Origin of the sequence: Streptomyces sp. OZ13, assembly GCF_052068155.1 — a bacterium.
Taxonomy (GTDB): domain Bacteria; phylum Actinomycetota; class Actinomycetes; order Streptomycetales; family Streptomycetaceae; genus Streptomyces.
Window position 1 is genome coordinate 63,244 of record NZ_JBQHCZ010000021.1, and the last position, 25,581, is coordinate 88,824.

Below are 25,581 nucleotides of genomic sequence, written 5' to 3' on the forward strand. Positions count from 1 at the left end.
GAGGAGGCACCGCCATGTCAGGACCCCGCCCCGTACGGGCACCGCGCGGCAGCGAACTGAGCGCCCTGGGATGGCAGCAGGAAGCCGCGCTGCGGATGCTGCAGAACAACCTCGACCCGGAGGTCGCCGAGCATCCCGACAAGCTCGTCGTCTACGGCGGCACGGGGAAGGCCGCGCGGGACTGGCGCTCCTTCGACGCGATGGTCCGCACGCTGCGGACGCTCAAGCAGGACGAGACGATGCTCGTCCAGTCCGGCCGTCCGGTCGGCGTCATGCAGACCCACGAGTGGGCGCCGCGCGTGCTCATCGCCAACTCCAACCTGGTCGGCGACTGGGCGAACTGGGAGGAGTTCCGGCGCCTCGAGCAGCTGGGCCTGACCATGTACGGCCAGATGACCGCCGGCTCCTGGATCTACATCGGCACCCAGGGCATCCTCCAGGGCACCTACGAGACGTTCGCCGCCGTCGCGGCCAAGAAGTTCAACGGCACGCTCGCGGGCACGATCACCCTCACGGCCGGCCTCGGCGGCATGGGCGGCGCCCAGCCGCTCGCCGTCACCATGAACGACGGCGTCGCGATCTGCATCGACTGCGACCCGCGCGCCATCGAGCGGCGCATCGAGCACCGCTACCTGGATGTCAGGGCCGACTCCCTGGAGCACGCCCTCCAGCTCGCCGTCGAGGCCCGGGACGCCCGCCGCCCGCTGTCCATCGGCCTCCTCGGCAACGCCGCCGACCTGCTGCCGCGGATGCTCGCGGAGGGCGCGCCGATCGACATCGTCACCGACCAGACCTCCGCCCACGACCCGCTGTCCTACCTGCCCGTCGGCGTCGACTTCGACGACATGGCCTCGTACGCGGCGAAGGACCCGGCCGGCTTCACCACCCGTGCCCGGGAGTCGATGGCCACCCACGTCGAGGCCATGGTCGGCTTCATGGACGCGGGCGCCGAGGTCTTCGACTACGGCAACTCGATCAGGGGCGAGGCCCAGCTCGCCGGCTACGACCGGGCGTTCGCCTTCCCCGGCTTCGTGCCCGCGTACATCCGGCCGCTGTTCTGCGAGGGCAAGGGACCGTTCCGCTGGGCGGCGCTCTCGGGCGAGGCGTCCGACATCGCCAAGACCGACAAGGCGATCCTCGACCTCTTCCCGGAGAACGAGTCCCTGCACCGCTGGATCAAGATGGCCGGCGAGCGGGTCCACTTCCAGGGCCTGCCGGCGCGCATCTGCTGGCTCGGCTACGGCGAGCGCGACCGGGCGGGCGAGCGGTTCAACGACATGGTCGCGAGCGGTGAGCTGGCCGCCCCGCTGGCGATCGGCCGGGACCACCTCGACTGCGGCTCCGTCGCCTCCCCGTACCGCGAGACCGAGGCGATGCTCGACGGTTCCGACGCGATCGCGGACTGGCCTCTGCTGAACGCGATGGTGAACGTCGCGTCGGGCGCGTCGTGGGTCTCCCTCCACCACGGAGGCGGTGTCGGCATGGGCCGTTCCATCCACGCCGGTCAGGTGTCGGTGGCGGACGGCACGAAGCTGGCGGGCGAGAAGATCCGCCGCGTGCTCACCAACGACCCGGGGATGGGCGTGATCCGCCACGTGGACGCGGGTTACGAGAGCGCCGAGTCGGTCGCCGACGCCAAGGGCGTCCGCGTGCCGATGCGGGAGGACTCGTGACGAGCGAGGGCCGCCCCGGCCCGGCCGGTCCCGCCGCCGGGACCGGCACAGTGTCAGGCACAGGCACAGGCAGCGCTGCGGCGAGGACCGGCACCGGGCCGGGCGCCGGCGCGGCCGCCGGGTCCGGAACCGGCTCCGCGGCGGGGTCGTTCCACGAGATGTGGCGCGACCTGCGCCCCATCGGCCGCGACGCGTCCACCGGCGGGTACCGCAGGTACGCCTGGACCGCCGCCGACGCCGACTGCCGGTCGTGGTTCAGGGCGCAGGCCGAGTCACGTGGCCTTACCTACGAGACCGACCGCAACGGCAACCAGTGGGCCTGGCTCGGCGACCCCGCCCAGGGCGACGCCGTGGTCACCGGCTCGCACCTCGACTCCGTACCGGACGGCGGAGCCTTCGACGGCCCTCTCGGCGTCGTGACCTCCTTCGCCGCCCTCGACGAACTCCGCCGCAGGGGAGCGGAGTTCACCCGGCCCCTCGCCGTCACCAACTTCGGTGACGAGGAGGGCGCCCGGTTCGGGCTCGCCTGTGTCGGATCCCGGCTGAGTGCCGGGCGGCTGACACGGGAGAAGGCGTACGAACTCCGTGACGCGGACGGCATCAGCCTTCCGCAGGCCATGGAGGCGGCGGGGTACGACCCGGCAGCCATCGGTCCCGACCCCGAACGCCTCGCCCGGATCGGCGCGTTCGTGGAACTGCACGTCGAGCAGGGCCGTGCCCTGGACCTGTCCGGTGACGCCGTCGGTATCGCGTCCGCCATCTGGCCGCACGGGCGCTGGCGGTTCGACTTCGCCGGTGAGGCCAACCACGCCGGCACCACCCGGCTCGCCGACCGGCGCGACCCGATGCTGACGTACGCGCAGACCGTTCTCGCCGCGCGACGGGAGGCGGAACTCGCGGGCGCGGTGGCCACGTTCGGAAAGATCTCCGTCGAGCCGAACGGCGTGAACGCCATCCCGTCGCTGGTGCGCGGCTGGCTGGACTCCCGGGCGCCCGACCAAGCCACCCTCGACACGGTCGTCGCCGCCGTCGAGCAGGCGGCGCGGGAGCGCGCCGAGCGCGACGGCGTGGACCTCTCGGTCGTACAGGAGTCGTTCACGCCGGTGATCGAGTTCGAGCACGCTCTGCGCGACGAGCTGAACAAGATCCTCGGGGGCGCCGTCCCCGTGCTCGGCACGGGCGCGGGACACGACGCGGGAATCCTCTCCACGTCCGTCCCGACCGCCATGCTGTTCGTACGCAACCCCACCGGTGTCTCGCACTCCCCGGCCGAGTCGGCGGACGAGGACGACTGCGTGGCCGGGGTTCTCGCACTCGCCGACGTACTGGAGGGCCTGGCGTGCAGGTGACCACGTACTGGCTGGAACACGCCTGGCTCGGCGCGCACGCCGAGCCGGGCGTGGCCCTCGACGTGACGGACGGCCGGATCACCGCCGTACGGCAGGGGGTCGAGACCCCGCCGCCGGGGGCGGAGGTGCTGCGCGGCTTCACGCTTCCCGGCCTCGCGAACGCCCACTCGCACGCCTTCCACCGCGCGCTGCGCGGCACGGTGCAGGTCGGCTCCGGGACCTTCTGGACCTGGCGGGAGGTGATGTACGACGTGGCCGTCCGCCTGACCCCCGACTCGTACTTCGCGCTGGCCCGCGCGGTCTACGCCGAGATGGCGCTGGCCGGCATCACCGCGGTCGGTGAGTTCCACTATCTGCACCACGCGCCGGGCGGCGTGCCGTACGCCGATCCCAACGCGATGGGCGAGGCGCTGATCGCGGCTGCAGGCGAGGCCGGAATCCGGATCACCCTGCTCGACACCGCCTACCTGTCCGCCGGTTTCGGAGAACCACCCACCAGCCACCAGTTGCGCTTCTCCGACGGCACGGCGGACGCGTGGGCCCAGCGGGCCGATTCGCTGAAGGACGGCGGACATGTACGGATCGGCGCCGCGATCCACTCCGTACGGGCCGTGCCCGCCGAGCAGCTGCCGACGGTCGCCTCCTGGGCCGCCGACCGCAACGCGCCCCTGCACGTCCACCTCTCCGAGCAGACGGCTGAGAACGACGCCTGCCTCGCCGCGCACGGCCGCACCCCCACCCGGCTGCTGGCCGACCACGGCGTGCTCGGCGCCCGCACCACGGGCGTGCACAACACCCACCTCACCGACGACGACATCGCGCTGCTCGGCGGCACGACGACGGGCACCTGCATGTGCCCGACGACGGAACGCGACCTCGCGGACGGCATCGGCCCCGCCCCCGCCCTTCAGGCGGCCGGCTCGCCCCTGTCCCTCGGCAGCGACAGCCACGCCGTGATCGACCTGTTCGAGGAGGCCCGTGCCATGGAGCTGAACGAGCGCCTGCGCTCGCGCACCCGGGGCCACTGGACGGCCGCGGCGCTGATGCGGGCCGCAACCGCCGACGGACACGCCGCACTGGGCTGGCACGAGGCGGGCCGCCTCGAGCCGGGCGCGCTCGCGGACTTCACGACCGTCGCCCTGGACACCGTCAGGACAGCGGGGCCGCCACCGCGTCTGGCAGCTGAGACAGCGGTATTCGCCGGGTCGGCAGCGGACGTGCGCCATACGGTCGTGGGTGGCCGCCATGTCGTACGGGACGGGGTCCATGCCGCGGTTCCCGACGCTGCACGAGCTCTGACGGACGCGATCGCCGCACTGCACGGCTGAAGGAGGCACCCCGCACCATGAACAGCGGCCACGAGACGACGAACAACGCCCCGGCGACGCCCGGCCCCGCGACGACGAACAGCGCCGTCGCGGCGACGGCCACCGTCATCACCAACATCGCCAGCCTGGTCACCAACGACCCCTCCCTCGGTGACGGATCCCCCCTCGGACTGATCCGGGACGCGGCCGTCGTCATCGACGGCGACCGCATCGCCTGGATCGGGGAGAAGAGCAAAGCACCCGCCACTGACAACCGGCTCGACGCCGGCGGCCGGGCGGTCGTCCCCGGCTTCGTCGACTCGCACTCGCACCTCGTCTTCGCCGGTGACCGCACCGCCGAGTTCAACGCCCGGATGTCCGGGCAGGCGTACGCCGCGGGCGGCATCCGGACCACCGTCGCCGCGACCCGCGCCGCGAGCGACGCCCAGCTGGACGCCAACGTCGCCCGCTATCTCGCGGAGGCTCTCCGGCAGGGGACCACCGTCATGGAGACCAAGTCCGGTTACGGGCTCACCGTCGAGGACGAGGCGCGTGCCCTGCGGATCGCCGCCGCGCACACCGACGAGGTCACCTACCTCGGAGCGCACATCGTGTCCCCGGACTACGCCGACGACCCGGCGGCCTACGTCGCCCTGGTGACCGGCGAGATGCTCGACGCCTGCGCGCCGTACGCCCGCTGGGTGGACGTCTTCTGCGAGAAGGGCGCGTTCGACGCGGACCAGGCGCGGGCCGTCCTCACCGCGGGCAAGGCGCGGGGGCTGACTCCCCGCGTGCACGCCAACCAGCTCACCTACGGTCCCGGCGTGCAGCTCGCCGTCGAGCTGGACGCCGCGTCCGCCGACCACTGCACCCACCTCACCGACGCGGACGTGGACGCGCTCGCCAACAGCGCGACGGTCGCGACGCTGCTGCCGGGCGCCGAGTTCTCGACCCGCGCCGAGTGGCCGGACGCGCGCCGGCTCATCGACGCCGGCGCGACGGTCGCGCTGTCGACGGACTGCAACCCGGGCTCGTCGTTCACCTCGTCGATGGCGTTCTGCGTCGCGCTCGCCGTACGCGACATGGGGATGACGCCCGACGAGGCGCTCTGGTCGGCGACCGCCGGCGGGGCGGCGGCCCTGCGCCGCACGGACGTGGGCCGCCTCGGCGTCGGCGCCCGCGCCGATCTCGTACTGCTGGACGCGCCCAGCCATGTGCACCTGGCGTACCGGCCGGGTGTTCCGCTGGTGAGCGAGGTGTGGCGGGCCGGCCGTCGCGCCGCGTAGGCCGCCGCCACCGGGCCGGCCCGCGCGAGGCGTGTGCCGGTACGGCCGGGGCGGCCGGCTCAGGTCCGCCGCTCCGGCCGCTCCTGCGGCGTCCCGGTCCGCTGCCACGACACGGACCGCCCCGCCGATCCTGAACCGGACGGGCCCGGCCCCCTCAGGGTTTCCCGGGCAGCAGGTGCCGCCAGCTGCCCGGGTGCGCCGCCAGGTAGTCGCGCAGCCCCTGTGCGGGGTGACCCGTCAGCCGGGGCACCGCGTCGGAGACGGTGGCCATCTCGCCCCTCGCGATCGCCTCGTACGAGCTGACCCAGCCCGTCACCTCCCAGTCCTCCGCGCCGTACCCGGCCCTGGAGGCGTACGCCTCGTCGCGGGACTCGAGGTGGTAGCGGACGGTGCGGCCGGTGACCTCGCTCAGCGTCCGCGCGGCCTCGGCGAGTGTGAACGCCTCGGGGCCGGTGAGGTCGTACACGACCCGGTCGTGCGTGCGGCTCCCGTCCAGCAGCACGGCCGCCGCCGCGTCGGCGATGTCGTCGTGGGCGACGGCGGCCACCCGGCCCTGGCCGCCAGGGCCGCGCAGCACCCCGTCCTTGCCGGTCATCGAAGGGAACGCGGCCAGATAGAAGTTGTCCCGCAGGAAGGTGTGGCGCACCCCGCAGGAGCGGATGTACTGCTCGGTGTGCCAGTGGTCGCGGGCGAAGGTGAACGTCGCGTCCGGCGCCGCGCCGACGAACGACACGTACACGATCCGCTCGACGCCCGCGGCGACCGCCGCGTCCACGGCCGTGCAGTGCTCCTTCACCCGGTCCGGGGCCTCGTGCGCGGAGACCATGAAGAGCGTCTGCGCCCCGTCGAGGGCGCGCCGCATCGCCTCGCCGTCGCCGTAGGAGGCGGGGCGGGCGACCGTCGCGCCCGACAGTTCGGGCAGCCGGGTGGGATCGCGGCCGATCAGCCGCGTCGCGGCGTCCGCACCGGAGAGCCGGCGCGCCACCCGGCCGCCGACGCGGCCGCTCGCTCCGGTGACTGCGATGACTGGGAGCATGACGGTGTCCTCCTGCTGGGATGCGCGGTCCTCTCCCGCCGGGACGCGCGGTCCGGCCGGTGTGTGCACCAGTCTCGCGGGCGCCGGCGGCCCGGTGGCGCACGACATGCGACAGTGGGCGGATGCGAACCATCGGGCTGATCGGCGGCATGAGCTGGGAATCCAGCGCGGAGTACTACCGGCTTCTCAACGAGTTCGTGCGCGACCGGCTCGGCGGGCTCCATTCGGCGCGATGCGTGCTCCACTCCGTCGACTTCGCGGAGATCGAGCAGCTCCAGACGGCCGGTGAGTGGGAGCGTGCCGGCGAGATCCTCGCGGCGGCCGCCCGAGGTCTCGAGGCCGCCGGTGCCGAACTGCTGCTGATCTGCACCAACACCATGCACAAGGTCGCCGGCCAGGTCGAGGCAGCGGTCCGGGTGCCGCTGCTGCACCTGGCGGACGCCACCGCGGACGCCGTCAAGGCCCGTGGTCTCACCCGCGTCGGCCTGCTGGGCACCGCCTTCACGATGGAACAGGACTTCTACCGCGAACTCCTCGCCGGGCACGGGCTCGAGGTCCTCACCCCGGATGCGGAGGGGCGTGCGCTGGTCCACCGGGTGATCTACGACGAGTTGTGCCTCGGCGTCGTGCGGGACGAGTCCCGCGCCCGCTACCAGGACGTCATCGGCGAGCTGGTCGGTGCCGGAGCGGAGGGCGTCGTCCTCGGCTGCACCGAGATCGAGCTGCTGATCGGGCCCGGCGACAGCCCTGTGCCGGTGTTCCCGACGACGACACTGCACGCGCGGGCGGCCGTCGAGGCCGCGCTGGCCTGAGCCCGGACGGGCGCCAGGAGGACCGGCCCGGTCCGGGCGGCCGATCGCGGGGGCGCGCGGGCGAACCGGCACGCGTCAGAAGAAGCGTGACGCTCCCTACCGTGTCGGTATTTCGGCCGGTACCGTCGCTCTCCTGGGGGCGAGCTTGTTGAAAGCTCAAGAGCAAAGCCGGGGGGTCGAGTTGAGCGATGTGCGAATCAGGGTCGTGACGCCGGGGGAGCTGGGCGCGAGTCAGACGGAGGCGTGGCGGGAGATGCGCGCGGGTGCGGAAGCACCCGCGAACCCGTTCATGGAGCCCGAGTTCACCCTCGCGGTCGGCCGGGTGCGGGCCCCGGCAAGAGTGGCCGTGCTCTGGGAGGGCGGGGAACCGGCCGGATTCTTCCCTTACGAGCGGGGGCCGTTGGGGCGGGGCCGGGCCATCGGTCTCGGGGTGTCCGACTGCCAGGGTGCGGTCCTGCGGCCCGGTCTGGGCCTCGACCCGCGTGAACTGCTCCGGGCGTGTTCGCTGGCGGCCTGGGAGTTCGACAACCTCGAGGCGGGCCAGAAACTGTTCGAGCCGGACGCGGCCGGTGCGTTCGGCTCGCCCGTCATCGACGTCGCCGCGGGATACGCCGCCTACGAGGAGCAGCTCAGGGAGCGGTCGCCCAAGTTCCTGCGGACCACGCTCGCGAAGGAGCGCAGGCTCGGCCGGCAGGCCGGCGGCGTGCGGTTCGTCCTGGACGAGCGGGACCCGGGCGCGCTGCGGACGCTGATGTCGTGGAAATCCGCCCAGTACCGCAGGACCGGCCGCAGGGACCGCTTCTCGCAGCGGTGGATCAGCACCCTGGTGCGGCAGCTGCACGAGTCGAGGGCGGCCGGCTGCCGAGGGACGCTCTCCGTGCTGTACGCCGGTGACCGGCCGGTCGCCGCGCACTTCGGGCTGCGTTCGCGCACGGTGCTGGCCTGCTGGTTCCCGGCGTACGAGCCCGAGTTCGCCAAGTTCTCACCCGGCCTGATCCTGCATCTGAGGATGGCGGAGGCGGCGGCCCGCGAGGGCGTCGCGCTGCTGGACCTCGGCCGTGGGGCCGCCGAGTACAAGGACGCCCTCAAGACCGGGGAGCTGCGGGTCCACGAGGGCGCGACCCTGCGGCCGGGGCCGGGGGCCGCGCTGTACTGGCTCGGCCGCGAACCGGTGCGCCGGGCCCATGGGTTCGTCCGTGACCATCCGCGGCTCGCCGCGCAGGCCAGACGGACGCTGAACCGGGTGGGCCGGCTGCGGGGGACCCGCTGACGCCGGACGCGGCCCGCAGGGGCATCGGCCCGGCAGCGCACCGTACGCACACCAGGGGGACACGCATGCTCAGCAGATCACTACGGCCCGCCCCGCCCGGCCCGCCGCGGCCGCCTGCGCCGATGCGGGTGGTGGAACTGGACCTCGAAGGCCCCGACGGGCCGGTCCTCGCCTTCCGTCCGGCTCCGCCGGGACAGGCCGGCGGACTGCCGGGCAGCCCGTTCCCGGGGGAGCCGGCGACCGCTGCGGCGGACGACGTCTTCGCACTGGTCCGGCTGCGCGGGCGGCCCGTCGCCACCGTGGTGTGCCGCGTTCCGCCCGGGCGCAGGGCCGTCGACGCGGTCGCCGTGGCCGCCCGGGCGCGGCTCGCCGGCCGGGAGCCTGCGCCAGCGCCGCCGCACGGCGATCTGCCGCGTACCAGCGTCGTCGTCGCCACCCGCGAGGGCGCCGGACGGCTCGCCCGCGCCCTCGACTCGCTGCTCGCCCAGGACCACCCGGAGTACGAGATCGTCGTCGTGGACAACGCCCCCGTCACGACCGCCACCCGCGATCTCGTCGAGAACAAGTACGGCGGCCTGCGGACCGTACGCGTCCGGTACGTCAGCGAACCCGTGCCGGGCCTCGCCGTGGCCCACAACAGGGGCGTCGCCGTCGCCGACGGCGCGGTGCTCGCGTTCACGGACGACGACGTGGTCGCGGACCCGCACTGGCTCACGTCGCTCACCGCGCCCTTCGCCGACGACCCGCGGATCGGCTGCACGACCGGACTGATCCTGCCCGCCCGGCTGGGCACCCCGGCGCAGATCCTCCTGGAGAGCCACGGCGGCTTCGCCAAAGGGTTCACCCCGCGTACGTACGACCCGCTGCGCCCGCCGGCCGACCAGCCGCTGTTCCCGTTCACCGCGGGCAGCTTCGGGTCCGGCGCCAACATGGCCTTCCGGGCCGCCGTGCTGCGCGGGCTGGGCGGTTTCGACCCGGCCACCGGCACGGGCACGCCAGCCCGCGGCGGCGACGACCTGTACGCGTTCGTCTCCGTCCTCGCGGCGGGCCACCGGCTGCGCTACACGCCGCAGGCGCTGGTGTGGCACCACCACCGTGAGACGTGGCGGGACCTGACCCGGCAGGCGTACGGGTACGGCGCCGGGCTGACCGCCGCCCTGACCGCCCTGCTGGTCCGCCGCCCGGCGCTGCTGCCCGCCCTGCTGCGCGGGCTGCCGGCCGGCCTCGCCCACGCCCGTGCGATCACCGCCTCCCGGGAGGCCGGTACGGGCGGGGCGCCGGGCACGCACGGGGCCAGGGAGCATCCGTGGCCGCGCCATCTGTCCCGGCTGGAACGCCGCGGGATGCTCACCGGCCCGCTCGGATACGTGCGGGCACGGCTGCGGCTGCGCGGCGTCGACCTGCCCGACGTCGCGGCGGGGAGGCGCTGACATGCCGGACGCGATCCCGGTGCTGCTCTACCACGCCGTCATGGACGATCCGCCCGCCTGGATCGCCGAATTCACCGTCACTCCGGCGCAGTTCGGGGCGCATCTCGACGCCGTCGCGGCGAGCGGCCGCACCCCGGTGACCGCAGGCACGCTCGTGGACGCGCTCACCGGCGGCGGCCCGCTGCCCCCACGGCCCGTCGTCCTCACCTTCGACGACGGTTTCGCCGATCTGCCCGGGCCGACCGCGGAAGCGCTCGCCGGCCGCTGCATGCCGGCCACCGCGTATCTCACCACCGGGGCGCTCACGCCCGGCCGGACCAGCCTGCTGCCGCCCGCGCCGATGATGACCCTGTCCCGGGCGCCGCTGCTGGAGCAGTACGGCATGGAAGTGGGCGCGCACACCGTCACCCATCCGCAGCTCGACACCCTGCCGCCCGCCGAACTGGACCGGGAACTGCGCGAGGCGAAGACGGAGTTGGAGGACGTGCTCGGCCATGAGGTGACGCATCTGGCCTATCCGCACGGCTACAACAGCCGTGCCGTCCGCAGGGCGGCGGCCGCGGCGGGCTACACGTCGGCCGCCGCGGTGCGGCACGCGCTCAGCTCACCGGCCGACGAGGCGTACCGCATCGCCCGCCTCATCGTGCGCCGCACCCACACGGTGGCGGACGTCGAGGCGTGGATGGACGCACGGGGCGGTGTGCCCGTCGCGCCGTTCCCCGACGGGCTGCCGACGGTGGGCTGGCGGCTGTACCGGCGTGCCCGTGCGGTGGTGCGGGGGAGGCAGTTCGCGGGCTGACCCGAGAGGCGGCTCAGCCCCGAGGCACGCGCTGGCCGAAGTACGGATCGGACACGGCGCGTCGCAGGCCCTGCCACGAGGACTCCCGCGCGAGCGACAGGTCGCAGCCGGGCCCCGGGTCGCGGTGGTTCCACTGGAGCGCGGCCCGCACCCCGTCCAGTTCCTTCACCACGTCCGGGACCTCCGCGTACCACTCGGCCTGCGCGCCGGGGCGGGCCGGATCGTCGGCCGTGCCGAACTCGGAGAGCATCAGGGGTTTGTCGCGGGAGATGTGCTCCCTGATCCACCGGTGGGACGCGGTCTGCGTCTCCTCGAAGCTCTTCCAGGACGTCCGGTGGCAGCGGAAGTAGTTGTACTGGTTGTAGCCGATCCAGTCGACGTACGCGTCGCCCGGATACAGCCGCGGGAACAGCGCCGCGTGCCCGGTCCAGCCGGTGACGACCCAGGTCCAGACGACGTTCTGAACGCCCAGTTCACGGAACCGGTCATGGATGTGGCGGTAGGCGGCGACGTACTCCTCCGGCGTGCCCGCGGCCGGGGTGCGGGTGTCCATCTCCAGGTCGAACGAGAGGAACACCTTCTTCCCGTACGCCTTGATCCGCCGCGCCTGCACGTCGACGACGCTGCGGTCGAGCTGCCCCGCCGCGATCTGCCGCCAGGTCGGCTGCTGTTCGGGCCGGCCGTTCCACCACTTGCTCTCCCACGACAGCAGCAGCAAGCGGTCCCGGCCGACGCGCTGTTCCTGCTCGGTCAGCAGCCGGCCCTCGAGGCCGTCGGTCGACATGTCGTGGTAGGCGTACACGATGTCCAGCCGCCGCCCGAGCCGCTTCTCGTAGGCGAGGACCTTCTCCTCCAGGTCGGTCTTGTCGTGCCGGACGTAGGCGCCGAACCAGGCGCCGCAAGGGGGCACCAGCAGTTCGGTGGCGCGGCACCGGGGACTGCCGGGCGAGGGCGGGGCACTGTCCCCCGGGCCGGCGAACGTGAGGGCGAGCACCCCGCAGAGCAGCACCGCGGACACCACCGCCACCCAGGGCCGGCGGTGGTGCACTCCCGTGAGGGTCACGTGAGGGACCCCTTCCGCGGCGGGGAGGCGGAGCGGGCGGCCGGCGCCCGGCCGGTGACCTGCGGGCAGCACGCGGCGAGCGTGGTCGCCGCGGCCAGCAGGACAAGCAGCCGCAGTCCGCTGAAGGCGCCGGCGGCGAGCAGCGCGGTCGCGCAGAGGACCGCCGCGCTCACACTCAGGAAGAGCGCCAGCACGAGCTGCTCCAGCCGGTCGGAGTCGCGGGTGAAGCCGTCGTCCTGCGCGGCCGCGCCGTAACGGCGCAGGGCGGGCGCGCAGATGCGGACGGCGGCGGCGCCGGGGCCCGCGAGGAGGAAGGCGACGACGGGCAGTGTCCGCAGCGGCGAGGCGGCGGGCAGCGCGGTGGCGGCCACCGCGCACCAGCCCACCAGTGGTGGCAGCAGCCGGAATGTGAGCGATCCGGGTCTCATGGTGTGCTCCCTGTCGTGGGCCTGAGTGCGTAGACGACGCCGGCGCTGTTGCCGGCGACCCGCTCGAACAAGGGCGAGCCGGCGACGGACCGTTCGATCCGCCGCAGCTCCGCGGCGCTGAGCATGCCGTTCATCTCGGAGCCCGCGATCTGGCCCCTCGTGAGCAGGAAGTACGCCCGGCCCGGCGCAGCCACCCCGGCCATGTCGCGGGCGAGTGTGCCGGCCGGGTCGGCGAGGACCTCCCGTACATGGCTCTTGGCGTCCTCGAGGAACCAGTAGTGGCCGACCTCCCCGTACGAGGCGTACGCCAGCGGGTAGTTGCGGTGCGCGGCGACGACGAGCGAGCCGGGCGGAGCACCGTCGATCACCTGCCGGACGAGCTCGACCTCGTCCGGCGGGAAGTAGCTGAGCCGGTCCTTGCCCGCGTAGGCGGGCACGAACGCGGCGGTGAGCACGAGCAGCGCGGCCCCGGCGAGCACGGTCCGCCGCCGTCCGCCGCCGCCCGCCCCCGCCGTCGGGACGTCCGGGGAGGCGTCGGCCGCCGCCGGGGGAAGCAGGACCGCTGCCGCGAAGAAGCACGCGCCGGGCAGCATGAACAGCAGCACCCGGAAGATCATCTCGCTGCCGTAGTCGTTCGCGACGAGCATCAGCAGCGGGACGGCGGTGAGCATCAGCAGCGGCCGGGCCCGGGTCCGCAGTGCTTTCCGTCGCAGCACGCCGAGCGCGGCGAGCAGCAGCACCGCCCCCGACAGCAGCCGGGCCACCCACGACACGGTCACCGGGCCGGTCCCCGTCGGCGTCGACCCGTAGCCCGTTTCCAGGTTGCCGCGCACGTCGCCGAAGGACCGGAGCATCTCGGGCACCGCCTCGCGCAGGAAGGGCAGCGAGACGGTCAGGTTCCAGGCCAGGAACATCACGGCCAGCGCGGCCAGGGCGGGCAGCGCCCACGCGCGGCGGTCGCGGGTCAGGCACAGCGCGGTGAGCCCCGCCCCCAGCATGACCGGCGTGAGCTGGTGCGAGACGACGACGGCCGCGATCAGGGGAAGCAGCAGGGCCGTCCACAGGAGGCGGCCCCGGGGCCGTGCGCCGTCCTCGGTCCGGCCGCCGCGGCGCAGCACGACCGCGATCACACCGAGGTACAGGGCGAACGCGAGGGACTGCGGCGAGAAGTAGTCCTGGCCGACCCAGTTGGCGACGTGGAACAGCCACACGGCCGTCCAGACGAGCCTGCGGTCCTGCGTGAACGTGCGGTAGACCAGCAGCAGCGGAGCGAGCAGCAGCAGACTCGAGAACAGCGGCCACCAGGCCATGAAGGCCGCCGCGCTCTCCGCGCCCGTGAGCCGTACGAGGCCTGCCTGCGCGGCGAAGAAGCCCGGCCACTGGTCGTAGACGGTCATGTCACCGAGCCGCTCGGCCGTCGTCTCCAGCCGGCCGGCGGACAGCAGATGCTCCACGACCGCGTCGTGCTTCCACGCCCACGCGTACAGCGCGGTCGGGTAGACGAGCCCCTGGGTGGCCCGTTCGATCAGCAGCAGTCCCAGCACGTACGCGGCGGGCCAGCCGCCGCCCCGCGCCGGATCGCGGACGCAGTACCAGAAGCCGCCGGTCAGCAGTGCCAGGGCGGCCCAGTACGTGACGGGCAGCGCGCCGACCAGCCCGAAGTCTCCGAGCCCGGCCGGATCGGTGCGCAGTACCGAGTGCGCCCACAGCGCGAGCGCGCCCGCGAGGGGCAGCGCCGCGCCCCAGGGCACGCGCCGGCGCACGCCGACGGGGTCGGCGGCGGGCGGGCCGGACGTCTCCGCCGTGGGTCCGGCGTCCGAGGTGACGGGCAGGTGCACGCTTTTCCCCCAGGTCATTCGATACGGCGGTGTCGGCGACGGCGCCCGCGCAGCAGGGCGAGCACAAGTACCGTGCAGAGCAGGGACAGTTGCAGCGGGAGCAGGACGGCGTCGAGCTGCTCCCGCAGGGCCCGTCCGCCGGCGAGGAGCAGCAGCAGGACGGCCCAGCGGGCGCCGCCCGGCAGCCGGACGAGCCACAGGATCACGAACACGGCGGCGAGGCACAGGAGTTGCCCCACGGCGGTCCGCAGCCCGCTCCACGGCGCGGTGTGCAGCGCGGCGAACGTGGCGAGCAGGCCGGCGCCGAGCAGCCCGGGCTGCGGCGTCGGCAGGGCGGCGGCCGCGACCTGGACGACGAGGAGCAGCGAGAGACCCGCGAGGCTCAGCGACGGCAGGGCCCACGGCCAGTCGACGTGGCCGGCGTCCGGCCGGTGCGCCAACGGCGTCCAGAACAGCCCCGCGCCGAACCCGAGGAACAGCCACAGCACCGTGACCGCCCACTCCTCGCCGACGCGCGTACGGGCCCGGGCCGCCCGGACGCGGAGCCCGGGGCGGGGCGGGCGTCCCCCGGCGAGGACCGCACGCAGCCCCGGCACGCACGCCAGCGCCATCGCCGTCATCGACAGCAGCACCGCCCAGCCGGCCCCCGCGATCCCGGCCGGACCCAGCAGCAGCGCCGCGCTGCCGAGGACCAGTACGCACATGGCGGCCTGGAGCACGGCCAGCACGCCCGTACGCCCCTGGACCCGCAGGACGCCGATGTACAGCTCCACGGCGACACGGGGCAGGGCCGCCGCCGCCAGCAGCCGCAGCACGGTGGTGCCGTGCGCCGCGTAGTCCTCGCCGAAGGGGGCGAGGATCTGCGGGGCGAACACGACGAGGACGGCCACGACGGGGACGAGCAGCATCGCCATCCGGCGCAGTGCGCCGCGCACCCCCGCGGCCAGGGTTTGCGGACTGTGCGAGGCGTGCGCCGTCAGCGAGGAGGCCATGTTGATGGCCATGAACTCCATCGTGCCGCCGACGGTGTAGGCGATGTAGAAGAAGCCGTTGTGCGCGGCGTCGAAGCTGACGGCGACCATCACCGGCAGCAGGTTGATCATCGCCAGGGAGAACAGCGCGCCCACCGAGTCGCCGGCCAGGAAGCGGCCGATGTCGCGCAGGCTCGGCGGCTCGCGGTCGTGGTCGGCCGCGGCCTGTCGCGGGATCAGCCGGCGGAAGACCATCCAGCCGAGCGGCAGGACGGACAGGGCGATCGCGACGGCCCAGGAGACGAAGATGCCGAGCACCGGCAGGGCGCCGGCGAACACCACGAGCAGCAGCAGCTTGCCGACGGAGAACACGGTGTTGCCGACCGGCACCCACACGGCTCTGCGCAGGCCCGTGAGTACGCCGTCCTGGAGGGTGAGCAGCGCCCAGCCGACACAGGACGCCGTGAAGACGGCTCCGGCGGCGAGGCCCCCGAGCGGGGCGTACGAGGGGCCCCACAGGTCCAGCGTGAAGAGGAAGGCGACGGACGCCAGGCACACGACGAGGGAGCTGAGCGCGTACGCCCGCCGCACCAGGGCCCCGGTCCCGCGCCCGGCCCGGGGCACGTACCGGACGACCGCGCCGATCATGGTGGTGGCGGTGAGCGAGGAGAGCAGCCGCATCGCGGCGATGGCGGCGGACCCCTGCCCGACGGCCTCCTGCGTGTAGTGGCGGGCGGCCACCAGCCAGAATCCCAGTCCGAGCGCGGCGGACACCCCGGTCGAGAGCATGAGCGCGTAGGCGTTGCGGAACAGCGAGTCACCGGCGCCGGGCCCGGGTGTGCCGGTGTGCGTCGCGTCACGGTCGCCCGCGGGCGGCGGGCCACCGGCCGCCTCCTCGCCGCCGCCCGGCCCGGCCCTCAGGAGCGGCACGGCCGTCGCCGTGTCCGCGCCCTCGCCCGCGCCGGGGGCGTCAGGCACCGGCATCGCCCCGGCGGGGCAGCCGCGGGGCCGCCGGCGACGGGCCGGGGCGGCGCAGGACATGGGGCGGTACACGGGCCGGCGCCCGGGTGGGGGCGGTCTGCGGAGGCCTGGCCGGTCGTACGCCGGCACGGTCCAGGACCGCCGCGGCCCGTTCGGCCCGCAGGGGATCGACCGGCAGGGCGTGGCGCGCGAACCACGACGCCGCGGCGGGGGCGGGCGACGGGTCGGTGAAGCGGTCGCCGGCGTACCGGTCGAGCGGCGGGTCGTAGAGGTAGCCGACGGGGATCCGGTGCCGGGCCAGCGCCGCCGTCGCGGCGGTCCGGTCCTCCACGAGCAGCGGTACCCGGAACAGCGGCTGCGCGGGGCCCGGCCGGGGAGCGGCCCACGGCGTGTCCAACAGCCTCTGGGTGCCCGTGAGATGGGCCGCGAGCCGCTCGTCGAGGCGTGCCAGCAGCCGCTCCGTACGCCGTAACCGCAGCCGGCCCGGCACGAGCCGGTAGCTGTGCATGTCCACCCGCGCCCAGGAGTCGAACGCGTCGAGCGACGGGGACCGCGGCAGCGTACGCGCCAGTTCGTCCGGGCGCAGCGCCATCCGGATCTCCGTGCGCTCCTCGAGGCCGAGGAGTCGCAGCGCCGCGCGTGCCGCTCCGGTGAGCCGCAGGCCCCGCAGCCCGGCCTCCGCGTACGGCCGCAGCCCGTAGGCGAGCTCCGCCGACAGCCGTGCGGGTGCCAGCAGGGCGTCCCTGGCCCGCGCCAGCTCCTCCCGCGACGCGGGGTCGGCGACGGCGAGGAACCCGCCCGTGCCGGCGCCGGTGTGTTTGGAGAGGCTGAAGACGGAGGCGTCGCCGAAGCCGCCGACGGGCCTCCCGGCCAGCACGGTGCCGATGGCGTGCGCCGCGTCCTCCAGCAGCGGGATGCCCGACGCGTCACAGCGTGCGCGCAGTTCGGGGGCGGGGTCCGGATTCCCGTACAGGTTGGTGGTGAGGACGGCGGAGAGGCTCCGCCACAGGGACTTGGGGACGGCCTCGGCGTCGATGGTGCCGTCGTCCGCCCGCAGCGGCGCCTGCACGGGGCGCAGACCGGCCGCGAGCACCACGAAGAAGATCACGTCGTCGTTGACCGGCGACATCAGTATCCGCCCGCCCGGCCGGCACCAGTGGCGCAGCGCCACATAGAGGCCGAGACGGCATGACGGCACGTACAGGCACTCCCTGCCCAGACGGCGGCGCATCAGCTTTTCGAGCGGTGCGTACGCCTGCGGGCAGCCCTCCCCAAGAGCCATGTGTTTCCCCCCACTTGCCCCTGGGTCAATGTGGACCAATCAGGACTGCCCCGTCAATAACGGGGAAGGGCCCATTCCTTGACGGAATGGGCCCTTCCGGGTGCGGGTGAGGTGGTCCGCTCACTCCTCCAGCGTCAGGCCCTTGCGGAGCCTGCGCAGGGTCCGGGACAGCAGCCTGGACACGTGCATCTGCGAGATGCCGAGCTCTTCACCGATCTCCGACTGCGTCATGTTGGCGACGAAACGCAGGGAGAGGATCCGGCGGTCGCGCGGCGGAAGGCTCGCGATCATCGGCCTGAGCGACTCGATGTACTCGATGCCTTCGAGCCCGTGATCCTCGTAGCCGATGCGGTTGGCGAGGGCGCCCTCGCTGTCGTCCTCCTCCGGCTGGGCGTCCAGCGAGCTCGCGGTGTACGCGTTGCTCGCGGCCATGCCCTCCACGACCTCGTCCCGGCCGATGTCGAGCCGCTGCGCGAGCTCGTCGACGGTGGGGGCGCGGTCGAGCTGCTGGGAGAGCTCGTCCCCCGCCTTCGCGAGGTCCAGCCGCAGCTCCTGGAGCCGGCGCGGCACACGCACCGACCAACTGGTGTCGCGGAAGAAGCGCTTGATCTCGCCGATGATGGTCGGCATCGCGAAGGTGGGGAACTCGACGCCGCGGCTGAGTTCGAAGCGGTCGATCGCCTTGATCAGGCCGATCGTGCCGACCTGGATGATGTCCTCCATCGGTTCGCTGCGGGTGCGGAACCGTGAGGCGGCGAACTTGACCAGCGCGAGGTTCAGTTCCACCAGGGTGTTACGGACGTACGCGTACTCGTGCGTGCCCTCCTCGAGGGACGCGAGGCGTGCGAAGAGCGTCTTGGACAGTTCTCGCGCGTCCAGCGCTCCCACCTGTTCGAACGGCGGGATCTCCGGAAGGCCCTCGAGGGCTTCGAGGCCCGTGGCCTGTTCGTCGGTGGGGGTGGACAGTGTCGACGGCGCGGTGGGGGTTCGCGATGCGTCGAGCCGGGGTGACATGGTCTCCTCCATCGTTCTCGGCATATGGCTGCCGAAGCCCATACATGCTGCTGCGGTGAGCGGCGCCTCCAAAGCCGGCCGTGTTGGTTGTGTCCCTACTAGCCCTACCCGGTCTGCCACGACGATCGCAAGTGGCATATCGGCAGTATGTCCGTATTGTCGGTTAGTTCGGCTACCAGTGTGCGCGTGGAGGGCGTAGGGTTCGACGGGCGTCAGCGCCGTCCGTCGACGGTGCCGACGTGATGTACGACACGGTGGCGACACACTGAACGACACGGCGAAAAGGGACGGCATGGACCGCGAGACGGTCGGCAGCGTCAATCGGGGCCGGCTTCAGGTCGAGGTTCGGACCGAGGGCCGCAGCGAAATCGTGAAGCCGGTGGGTGAGCTCGATCACCACACGGCGGACCTGCTGCGCGTGCCCTTGGAGGAGGCGATCGAACGCGGTCGCGTACGTCTGGTCATCGACTGCTCGCAGCTGGAGTTCTGTGATTCCACGGGACTCAATGTGCTGCTCGGTGCCCGGTTGAAGGCCGAGGCCGGTGGCGGAGGGGTCCATCTGGCAGGGATGCTGCCGGTGGTGGCGAGGGTCTTCGAGATCACCGGCGCCGAGGCGGTCTTCACCGTGCACGACTCCGTCGAAGCGGCCCTGGTCCACTGACCGGCCGCCCTGTTGCCCGCGTCACGCGGCCGGATCCGCACAGTGGGTGTTGTCACGGGCCGGTCGGGCAGGAGAACCCCCGCAGACCGTTGAACGCCCAGCACTCTGCGTACTTGAGACCATGGCGAACTGGTGAATCGGTGAATCGGTGAGGTGAAGCGCTGATGAGCACCACCCGGCAACAGCAGCCGGGCGACGCCGGCCCGGAGCCGGGTGGCGCCGGCGCGCCGCCGGCCGTCCCCGCATCCGGGGTCTCCGGCGGCGCCGTGCGCAGCCTTCCCCTGCGCGCGGCCAGTGGCATTGTTCCCCTCGCCCGGGACTTCACGCGGCAGGCGCTCTACGACTGGGGCTGGCTGCCCGCCGCGACGGCCGACCGCAGAGCCGCCGCGGAGGACGTGCTCCTGGTCGTCTCGGAGCTGGTCACCAACGCCTGTCTGCACGCGGAGGGGCCGGAGGAGCTGCGTGTCGGCTGCGACGGCAAAGTGCTGCGCCTGGAGGTCACCGACCGGGGTGCCGGTCAGCCGGCGCCGCGCACCCCCCACCGTGCCGGGCGGCCCGGCGGGCACGGCATGTTCATCGTCCAGCGGCTCTGCATGGACTGGGGAGTCGTCAGAACGCCCGGTCATCCGGGCAAGACGGTGTGGGCGGAGCTCGCCGCACCCGCGTGACGCCGCTCAGGACCCGTTGAAAGAGCACGCCGATACGGCGTGCTCTTTGTCTTCCCTCCCCAAGGCCCCGGGCGTACCTTGAGCGCCCGATCTGATGTGTCGTCAGTTGACTGCGGCCGAGGGGACCCGACGTGTCGTACCGGAAACGAACAGCTCTCGCCCTGGCGGCGGCGGTGGCGGCCCCGGCGGTGCTGTTGACCGCCCCCGCCGCGCACGCCGCCGTCGTGGACGTCGACTACGAGTGCCGAACCCCGATCGGCCCGAAGGGCGCCGTGTCGCCGATCGACATCAAGGCGGTCAGGAACGGCGGCGCGTACCGGCTCACGATGTCCTTCCAGAAGGGTGTCTCCTCCAGCCCGGTCGAACTGGGCAAGGGCGCCATGAACCCGAGCGCGGTCATCGAACTGGGCGGCGCGGAGACGGGCGAGGTGCGGGTGTCCGGCCCGCCCAACGCCGCCGCCGTACCCGCCGAGACCCCGATCAAGATCAACGACCTGTCCGGTACGTACACCCCGAAGAAGAGCGGCAAGGTCACGTTCACGGCCGGAGTGCTGACCATCAAGGCCCTCGGCACGACCACGACCTGCACGCCGAAGAACAGTCCCCGGCCCTCGCTCGAGCTCGACGTCACGGCGGTGGGCGGCGCCACGGGAGGCGGGTCGTCCGAACTGCCGAAGACCGGTCCGCTGGACTCGGCGACCGCGCTCGGCACGCTCGGCGGAACCGTACTGCTGACCGGGGCGGCCGGCGTCCTCTGGCTGACCCGGCGCGGCGGCCGGACCGCGGGCTGATCCGTGCGGGCCGCCCTCGCGCTCGTACTCGCCCTGGCCGCGCCTCCCCCCGGCGCCGGCTGGGAGCCGGAGCGCGAGTACGTGTACCTGGAGGGCGGCCCCGGCACGGTGCTCGAGGACCGCGTGTCCCTGACCAACCCGGGCACCGAGGCGCTCACGGTGGAGATGAAGGCGCCGCCCGGCGCGGGGCCGTGGATCGCTCTCGCCGCCGGCGAGGTGACGATCCCGGCCCGCACCCGTGCGGAGATCCCCTTCACGGTGACCGTCCCCGCGAACACGCCGCCGGGTGAACGGACCGCGACGATCACGGCGTCGGCCGACGGCCGCACGGAGCCGATCCGCGTCCACCTGCGGGTGAGCGGCCCGAAAGTCCCCGCCCTCACCGTCGAGGACGTGTCCTTCTCCGGCGGTCTCGTCCACTACACCGTCGTCAACCGGGGCAACACGCCCCTGTCGCCGCGCGTCTCGCTGCGCGCCGACGGCCTCTTCGGTGCGCCGGTGACCCGCCGCGCCCACGAGGTCCGTTCCTTGCCGCCGGCGCAACGGGTCGCGCTGACCGAGCGATGGGACCCACCGGCGCTGGACCGTGTCGAACTGCGCCTGGACGTCACCGCGGCGGGCGGCGTGCACGCCGGCGCGACGGTGACGAAGACCTTCCTTCCCTGGCCGGCGCTGCTGCTGACGCTGTTGCTGCCCGCGTCCTTGTGGGTCCGTCTGCGGCGCCGGCCCAGAAAAGCAGGAGGCTGACGATGCCCTCCGTCCGCCGCGCCCTCGCGGTCGTACTCGCAGCGTTCCTCCTGCTTCCGGCTGTTCCCGCGGCAGCCGCGGACCCGTCCCCGCCCAGGGTGGAGCTGTCCGCCCCGCAGGCGGGCAAGGGACGGGACATCACCGTCAGCGGCAGCGGCTGGCGTCCCCGCACCCTCCTCATGCTGCTCGTCTGCGGCCGGGCCACCCCCGCCAAGGGCGTGATCGGCGGCACCAACTCCTGTGCCAACGCGGACGGTCGCGCGGTCACCACCGACTCCACGGGGGCGTTCAGCAAGAAGGTGCCGGTCGCGGAACCGCCCGTACCCTGCCCCTGCGTCGTCCACGTGGCCACCGTCATGGGGGAACAGCAAAGCGTCGACGCCGTGTTCGTCGTCGCAGGCCACCCCACCGCCCCGCTTCCCGAGCAGACCGGCGGCGGCAGGCTCGCGGTGCTCACGGCCACCCGGCTCGAGGGGGATTCGGGCCTCCTCGTCTTCTTCGGCGCCCCGCCCGCCCGCACTCTCGAGTTCACGGTCGGCAACCTCGGCACGGACCCCGTCCGGGACCCGGTCTTCCGGATCGGCACGGCGCACGGGCTGTTCGCCCCGCAGTGGGAGGAGCAGCAGTGGCGCGGGACGGTGCGGCCCGGCGAGAAGGCACGGATCACGCTGCCCGTGCAGCTTCCCGCCGGGGCGCACGGTGACTACTCGATCTCGGTCGAGTACGGCACGAAGGTCCTCGCCGAGCAGCCCTGGCGCGTGCCCAGGCCATGGGGCGTGACGGTGTTCTGGGTGCTGCTGGCACTGGTCGTGCCGGCCGCCCTGTTCCGTATCGGCATGGCGGTCGTCGACAAGGTCCGGCCGCCGGACCCCCGCCATGCCCGCCCGTCCCGACGGCGTGGCTCCACCGCCACGGCCACCGCCGACGGCGGCGCGAGCGACACGGCGGCGGCGCTTCCGTGGCTCGTGCCCGACGCCGCGCCCTCCGCGCCCGCGGTGTCCTCCGCACCGCCCGCACCTGGCGCACCGTCCACAACGTCCGCACCTTCCGCACCGTCAGAGAACCGGCCCACGACGAAGGGACATTCGTGAGTACGCAACGGAGGATGAGCGCGGCCGGAGTCGCGCTGATGCTCGGCGGAGCGGGGATGCTGCTGGCCGCGAGCCCGGTACAGGCCGCAGAGGTCTCGTACGCGACGGAGTGCATTCCGCCGCCCATCTCCGGTCTGCCGCCCGTACAGGGCACCACCAAGGTGCAGATCACCGCGCCCCCGGAGGCGAAGGTCGGCGACGAGGTCGAGGTGGTGTGGAAGACCGTCCAGGCGGCGTCGAAGAACCCGGACGTCCTGGACCTGGAGAAGGACACGGTCAAACCGACCGGCACGATCACCCTGGGGGGCGCCGCGAGCGGCGAACTCAAGGCGGAAGGCCCGCGCCAGAATCCGCCGATCCCCAAGAACAGCCCGATGGTGCTCCCCGACATGAAGGCCACGCTGAAACTGGAGAAGGCCGGCGAGATCACGCTCACGCCGGGCGCGTACAGCATCAACGTGTCGAAGCCGATCTCGACGGACACCAAGTGCTCACCGAAGGAGACGGTCGGGGCCGGCGCGACGATCAAGGTGACGGACGGCCAGGGTGGCACCTCCGGCGGTACGAGCTCGGGCGGCACCACCTCCGGGGGCACCAGTTCAGGAGGAACCACCACGGGCGGAACGACCAATGGTGGGTCCGACTCCGGCGGAACCACCTCCGGGGGCGGCAGCTCCGGCGGAACGACGTCCGGGGGCGGCAGCTCAGGGGGAACCACCTCCGGCGGCACCGATCCGGGCCCCACCGACTTCGAGGGCAAGGAGATCGAGGTCGCCTACGCCTGCAAGACCCCGATCGGAGACAAGAACGCCGTCTCCCCGGTCCGGATCAATGCCAAGAAGAACGGCGGCGGTTACGACCTGACCGTGAAGTTCTCCAAGTCCGTCATGGACAGCCCCGCCGACATCCCGGCGGACTCCGTCAAGCCCTCCATGGAGGTCCGGCTCGGCGGAGCCGACAAGGGATTCGTCCACGTCGAGGGCCCGACCAACAAGGAGCCCATCAAGTCGGGCGAGCCCATCGAGATCCCCGACCTCACGGGCACGTACAAGCCGGGCGCGACCGGCAGGGCGACGCTCAGCCCCGGTGTGCTGACGGTCAAGGCGCTCGGCACGACCACGACCTGCACCCCGCCGGCCGGCGTCCCGTTCTCCCTGGAGCTGGACACCTCGGCCCAGCCCGGCGGGGCTTCGGGGGGCACCACCACCGGCGGCGGCACAGCCGGCGGCGGAACGGGGTCGTCCGGCGGCAGCTCCGGCGGCCTCGCCCAGACCGGCGCGGAGGACACCGGCGCGCTGCGCGCCCTCGCCCTGGTCGCCGGCACGGTGATCCTCCTCGGCGGCGCGGTGTTCACCTTCACGCCGTGGCAGCGCCTGCGCGGCCCGCGCTGAGCGGCGGCTTCTTCCGGCGCGTTCGCCCGGTGAGGGCGATGCGCGGAACAGCAGGAGGGCCGGCACGAAGTCTCCTTCGTGCCGGCCCTCCGCCGTCGCGCCGGGACCGGTCCGCCGACCGGTCGGTGGTGCTACTTCACGTCGCCCATGAGCGCGCGGATCTTACGGCCCGCCATCATGAACGTCAGTCCCGCGGCGACCGCGATGACCGCCCAGAGCGAGTAGTACATGGCGTCGCCCAGCGGCTTGTTGAGCTTCGTGGTCCAGCCGTTCAGCGCGTTGCCCGTCGCCGTCGCCAGGAACCACAGACCCATGATCTGGCCGACGAACTGCTTCGGCGCCAGCTTGGTCGACAGCGACAGGCCGACCGGGGACAGGCACATCTCACCGATGGTCTGGACGAGGTAGACGCTCAGCAGCCAGAAGACGGTGACCTTGCCGGTGTCGCTGTTGGCGGCCGCGGCGCCCGCCAGGCCCATGATCGCGAAGGAGCCGCCGATGAGGAGCATCGCGAGCGCGAACTTCATCGGAGTGCTGGGCTCACGGTTGCGCTGGGCGAGCTTGACCCACAGCGTGGCGAAGATCGGCGCCAGCACGATGACCATGGCCGGGTTGACCGACTGGTACCACGACGCCGGGAACTCCCAGCCGCCGATCATGCGGTCGGTCTTGCCGTCCGCGAACAGCGTCAGCAGCGAGCCGGACTGGTCGTAGATCATCCAGAACAGGACGGCCGTGGCGAAGAACCACACGAACGCCTTGATCTTCGGCCTGTCCTGAGCGGTCAGCGCCGGGTTGCGGAACATCGAGATGAAGTAGATGACCGGAACGGCGATGCCGAGCACCGCGAGCACGTTCACGATGTGCTCGACGTCGTACGTCCCGAGCACGATGTCGGCCAGCAGGGCGGCCACGGCGAGGCCGGTCCACAGCAGGACCTTGCGCAGGACCGCGCGCTTCTCCTCCGGGGTCGCCGGGGTGCCCGGCTCCTTGCCGACGTCGCCGAGGTGGCGGCCGCCCAGCACGTACTGCACGACGGCCAGGGTCATGCCGATACCGGCGACGGCGAAGCCGAGGTGCCAGTCGACGTTCTCACCGAGGTAGCCGACGACCAGCGGGGCGGCCATGCCGCCGATGTTGATCGCCATGTAGAAGAGCGTGAAACCTGCGTCGCGGCGGGCGCTGGACTGGCCCTCGTACAGGCCGCCCACCATGGCCGAGATGTTCGGCTTCAGCAGGCCCGTACCGGCGGCGATGAGCGCGAGGCCGGCGAAGAACGCGGTGTCCGAAGGGAGCGCCAGCGTGAAGTGGCCGAGGGCGATGACGATGCCGCCGACGAGAACGGCCTTGCGGGCGCCCCACAGACGGTCGGCGACCCAGCCGCCGGGCATGGCCGCCATGTAGACGACGGCGTTGTACACGCCGTAGATGGCGGCTGCCAGAGCCTCGCGGTCCTCGAGCCGGCCGTCGAGGACTTCCGCGACCAGGTAGAGGACGAGGATGCCGCGCATCCCGTACCAGGAGAAGCGCTCCCACATCTCCGTCATGAAGAGAGTGGCCATACCGCGGGGGTGGCCGAAGAAGGTCTTCTCGCCGCCAGGAGTGCTGGCCGAGTCCTTCGTCAGGCTGGACGCCATGGTCGATCCTTGCTCGCTCGGGACGCGGCGCTTCGTGAGCGGTACGCGCCCGGTGG

22 protein-coding genes are annotated in these 25,581 nt (G+C 73.1%); 14 read left to right on the forward strand and 8 right to left on the reverse strand.

Features of this window, described 5'->3' with window-relative positions:
- Positions 1-14: 14 nt before the first annotated feature.
- The 4 genes from hutU to hutI all read left to right on the forward strand — a co-directional run bounded on the left by hutU (position 15) and on the right by hutI (position 5,615).
- The gene (gene hutU / locus ACTMTU_RS32540) at positions 15-1,673 is read left to right on the forward strand and encodes a urocanate hydratase (RefSeq protein WP_441267021.1); all 1,659 of its coding nucleotides are present in this window, start codon (positions 15-17) and stop codon (positions 1,671-1,673) included.
- Between the two features lie 158 nt (positions 1,674-1,831).
- On the forward strand, positions 1,832-3,022 hold the full coding sequence (locus ACTMTU_RS32545) for an allantoate amidohydrolase (RefSeq protein WP_441267076.1): 1,191 nt from the start codon (positions 1,832-1,834) through the stop codon (positions 3,020-3,022).
- On the forward strand, positions 3,013-4,350 hold the full coding sequence (locus ACTMTU_RS32550) for a formimidoylglutamate deiminase (RefSeq protein ID WP_441267022.1): 1,338 nt from the start codon (positions 3,013-3,015) through the stop codon (positions 4,348-4,350). Before ACTMTU_RS32545 ends, ACTMTU_RS32550 begins: the two co-directional genes overlap by 10 nt.
- 17 nt (positions 4,351-4,367) lie before the next feature.
- The gene (gene hutI, locus ACTMTU_RS32555) at positions 4,368-5,615 is read left to right on the forward strand and encodes an imidazolonepropionase (RefSeq protein WP_441267023.1); all 1,248 of its coding nucleotides are present in this window, start codon (positions 4,368-4,370) and stop codon (positions 5,613-5,615) included.
- Positions 5,616-5,769: 154 nt separating this feature from the next.
- Here the strand turns inward: hutI and ACTMTU_RS32560 are convergent, their stop codons facing one another.
- Complete coding sequence (locus ACTMTU_RS32560) at positions 5,770-6,651, reverse strand: NmrA family NAD(P)-binding protein (protein ID WP_441267024.1); 882 nt, start codon at positions 6,649-6,651, stop codon at positions 5,770-5,772.
- Between the two features lie 122 nt (positions 6,652-6,773).
- On the opposite strand from ACTMTU_RS32560, the gene ACTMTU_RS32565 reads away from it, so the two are divergent.
- The 4 genes from ACTMTU_RS32565 (at position 6,774) to ACTMTU_RS32580 (ending at position 10,962) form a co-directional block, all read left to right on the forward strand.
- Positions 6,774-7,463 carry an aspartate/glutamate racemase family protein gene (locus ACTMTU_RS32565; protein WP_441267025.1) on the forward strand — a complete coding sequence of 230 codons (690 nt, stop codon included), beginning with the start codon at positions 6,774-6,776 and terminating at the stop codon, positions 7,461-7,463.
- A 190-nt stretch (positions 7,464-7,653) separates the two neighbouring features.
- Entirely contained in the window at positions 7,654-8,733 is a 1,080-nt protein-coding gene (locus ACTMTU_RS32570; protein ID WP_441267077.1) for a GNAT family N-acetyltransferase, read from the forward strand.
- A gap of 122 nt (positions 8,734-8,855) precedes the next feature.
- Positions 8,856-10,163: a glycosyltransferase gene (locus ACTMTU_RS32575; protein WP_441267078.1), complete on the forward strand. Its 1,308-nt coding sequence runs from the start codon at positions 8,856-8,858 to the stop codon at positions 10,161-10,163.
- 1 nt (position 10,164) lies between these two features.
- On the forward strand, positions 10,165-10,962 hold the full coding sequence (locus tag ACTMTU_RS32580; RefSeq protein ID WP_441267026.1) for a polysaccharide deacetylase family protein: 798 nt from the start codon (positions 10,165-10,167) through the stop codon (positions 10,960-10,962).
- Positions 10,963-10,975: 13 nt separating this feature from the next.
- Here ACTMTU_RS32580 and ACTMTU_RS32585 read toward each other — a convergent pair whose 3' ends face one another.
- From ACTMTU_RS32585 to ACTMTU_RS32610, 6 genes are all read right to left on the reverse strand, one after another.
- Positions 10,976-12,025: a glycosyl hydrolase gene (locus ACTMTU_RS32585; RefSeq protein ID WP_441267027.1), complete on the reverse strand. Its 1,050-nt coding sequence runs from the start codon at positions 12,023-12,025 to the stop codon at positions 10,976-10,978.
- The gene (locus tag ACTMTU_RS32590; RefSeq protein ID WP_441267028.1) at positions 12,022-12,453 is read right to left on the reverse strand and encodes a hypothetical protein; all 432 of its coding nucleotides are present in this window, start codon (positions 12,451-12,453) and stop codon (positions 12,022-12,024) included. The genes ACTMTU_RS32585 and ACTMTU_RS32590 overlap by 4 nt, the downstream gene beginning before the upstream one ends.
- Positions 12,450-14,309, reverse strand: coding sequence for a glycosyltransferase (locus ACTMTU_RS32595; RefSeq protein WP_441267029.1), 1,860 nt, complete (start codon positions 14,307-14,309; stop codon positions 12,450-12,452). Before ACTMTU_RS32595 ends, ACTMTU_RS32590 begins: the two co-directional genes overlap by 4 nt.
- Positions 14,306-16,246: a lipopolysaccharide biosynthesis protein gene (locus ACTMTU_RS32600; protein ID WP_441267030.1), complete on the reverse strand. Its 1,941-nt coding sequence runs from the start codon at positions 16,244-16,246 to the stop codon at positions 14,306-14,308. Before ACTMTU_RS32600 ends, ACTMTU_RS32595 begins: the two co-directional genes overlap by 4 nt.
- Positions 16,233-17,525 (reverse strand): DegT/DnrJ/EryC1/StrS family aminotransferase, encoded by a 1,293-nt coding sequence (locus ACTMTU_RS32605; RefSeq protein WP_441267031.1) that lies wholly within the window; start codon positions 17,523-17,525, stop codon positions 16,233-16,235. Before ACTMTU_RS32605 ends, ACTMTU_RS32600 begins: the two co-directional genes overlap by 14 nt.
- 120 nt (positions 17,526-17,645) lie before the next feature.
- Complete coding sequence (locus tag ACTMTU_RS32610; RefSeq protein ID WP_441267079.1) at positions 17,646-18,539, reverse strand: RNA polymerase sigma factor SigF; 894 nt, start codon at positions 18,537-18,539, stop codon at positions 17,646-17,648.
- Between the two features lie 292 nt (positions 18,540-18,831).
- On the opposite strand from ACTMTU_RS32610, the gene ACTMTU_RS32615 reads away from it, so the two are divergent.
- The 6 genes from ACTMTU_RS32615 (at position 18,832) to ACTMTU_RS32640 (ending at position 23,888) form a co-directional block, all read left to right on the forward strand.
- Entirely contained in the window at positions 18,832-19,200 is a 369-nt protein-coding gene (locus tag ACTMTU_RS32615) for an STAS domain-containing protein (RefSeq protein ID WP_441267032.1), read from the forward strand.
- 164 nt (positions 19,201-19,364) lie between these two features.
- Positions 19,365-19,868 (forward strand): ATP-binding protein, encoded by a 504-nt coding sequence (locus ACTMTU_RS32620; RefSeq protein WP_441267033.1) that lies wholly within the window; start codon positions 19,365-19,367, stop codon positions 19,866-19,868.
- Positions 19,869-19,999: 131 nt separating this feature from the next.
- The gene (locus tag ACTMTU_RS32625; protein ID WP_441267034.1) at positions 20,000-20,659 is read left to right on the forward strand and encodes a peptidase; all 660 of its coding nucleotides are present in this window, start codon (positions 20,000-20,002) and stop codon (positions 20,657-20,659) included.
- 3 nt (positions 20,660-20,662) lie between these two features.
- Positions 20,663-21,406 carry a COG1470 family protein gene (locus ACTMTU_RS32630; protein ID WP_441267035.1) on the forward strand — a complete coding sequence of 248 codons (744 nt, stop codon included), beginning with the start codon at positions 20,663-20,665 and terminating at the stop codon, positions 21,404-21,406.
- Between the two features lie 2 nt (positions 21,407-21,408).
- On the forward strand, positions 21,409-22,497 hold the full coding sequence (locus ACTMTU_RS32635) for a hypothetical protein (protein WP_441267036.1): 1,089 nt from the start codon (positions 21,409-21,411) through the stop codon (positions 22,495-22,497).
- Positions 22,498-22,511: 14 nt separating this feature from the next.
- On the forward strand, positions 22,512-23,888 hold the full coding sequence (locus ACTMTU_RS32640; RefSeq protein WP_441267037.1) for a hypothetical protein: 1,377 nt from the start codon (positions 22,512-22,514) through the stop codon (positions 23,886-23,888).
- 131 nt (positions 23,889-24,019) lie between these two features.
- On the opposite strand, the gene ACTMTU_RS32645 is transcribed toward ACTMTU_RS32640, so the two are convergent.
- Positions 24,020-25,525, reverse strand: a complete 1,506-nt coding sequence (locus ACTMTU_RS32645) for a peptide MFS transporter (RefSeq protein ID WP_441267038.1) — start codon at positions 25,523-25,525, stop codon at positions 24,020-24,022.
- Positions 25,526-25,581: the final 56 nt, after the last annotated feature.

Excerpts from the sequence above, each read along its gene's own strand:
- ACTMTU_RS32560 (WP_441267024.1), bottom strand. The coding sequence starts at position 6,651 with ATGCTCCCAGTCATCGCAGTCACCGGAGCGAGCGGCCGCGTCGGCGGC.
- ACTMTU_RS32640 (WP_441267037.1), top strand. The coding sequence starts at position 22,512 with ATGAGCGCGGCCGGAGTCGCGCTGATGCTCGGCGGAGCGGGGATGCTG.
- ACTMTU_RS32575 (WP_441267078.1), top strand. The coding sequence starts at position 8,856 with ATGCGGGTGGTGGAACTGGACCTCGAAGGCCCCGACGGGCCGGTCCTC.
- ACTMTU_RS32545 (WP_441267076.1), top strand. The coding sequence starts at position 1,832 with ATGTGGCGCGACCTGCGCCCCATCGGCCGCGACGCGTCCACCGGCGGG.
- ACTMTU_RS32595 (WP_441267029.1), bottom strand. The coding sequence starts at position 14,309 with ATGACCTGGGGGAAAAGCGTGCACCTGCCCGTCACCTCGGACGCCGGA.
- hutI (WP_441267023.1), top strand. The coding sequence starts at position 4,368 with ATGAACAGCGGCCACGAGACGACGAACAACGCCCCGGCGACGCCCGGC.
- hutU (WP_441267021.1), top strand. The coding sequence starts at position 15 with ATGTCAGGACCCCGCCCCGTACGGGCACCGCGCGGCAGCGAACTGAGC.
- ACTMTU_RS32645 (WP_441267038.1), bottom strand. The coding sequence starts at position 25,525 with ATGGCGTCCAGCCTGACGAAGGACTCGGCCAGCACTCCTGGCGGCGAG.
- ACTMTU_RS32590 (WP_441267028.1), bottom strand. The coding sequence starts at position 12,453 with ATGAGACCCGGATCGCTCACATTCCGGCTGCTGCCACCACTGGTGGGC.
- ACTMTU_RS32635 (WP_441267036.1), top strand. The coding sequence starts at position 21,409 with ATGCCCTCCGTCCGCCGCGCCCTCGCGGTCGTACTCGCAGCGTTCCTC.
- ACTMTU_RS32600 (WP_441267030.1), bottom strand. The coding sequence starts at position 16,246 with ATGCCGGTGCCTGACGCCCCCGGCGCGGGCGAGGGCGCGGACACGGCG.
- ACTMTU_RS32620 (WP_441267033.1), top strand. The coding sequence starts at position 19,365 with ATGAGCACCACCCGGCAACAGCAGCCGGGCGACGCCGGCCCGGAGCCG.
- ACTMTU_RS32565 (WP_441267025.1), top strand. The coding sequence starts at position 6,774 with ATGCGAACCATCGGGCTGATCGGCGGCATGAGCTGGGAATCCAGCGCG.
- ACTMTU_RS32605 (WP_441267031.1), bottom strand. The coding sequence starts at position 17,525 with ATGGCTCTTGGGGAGGGCTGCCCGCAGGCGTACGCACCGCTCGAAAAG.
- ACTMTU_RS32615 (WP_441267032.1), top strand. The coding sequence starts at position 18,832 with ATGGACCGCGAGACGGTCGGCAGCGTCAATCGGGGCCGGCTTCAGGTC.
- ACTMTU_RS32610 (WP_441267079.1), bottom strand. The coding sequence starts at position 18,539 with ATGTCACCCCGGCTCGACGCATCGCGAACCCCCACCGCGCCGTCGACA.
- ACTMTU_RS32580 (WP_441267026.1), top strand. The coding sequence starts at position 10,165 with ATGCCGGACGCGATCCCGGTGCTGCTCTACCACGCCGTCATGGACGAT.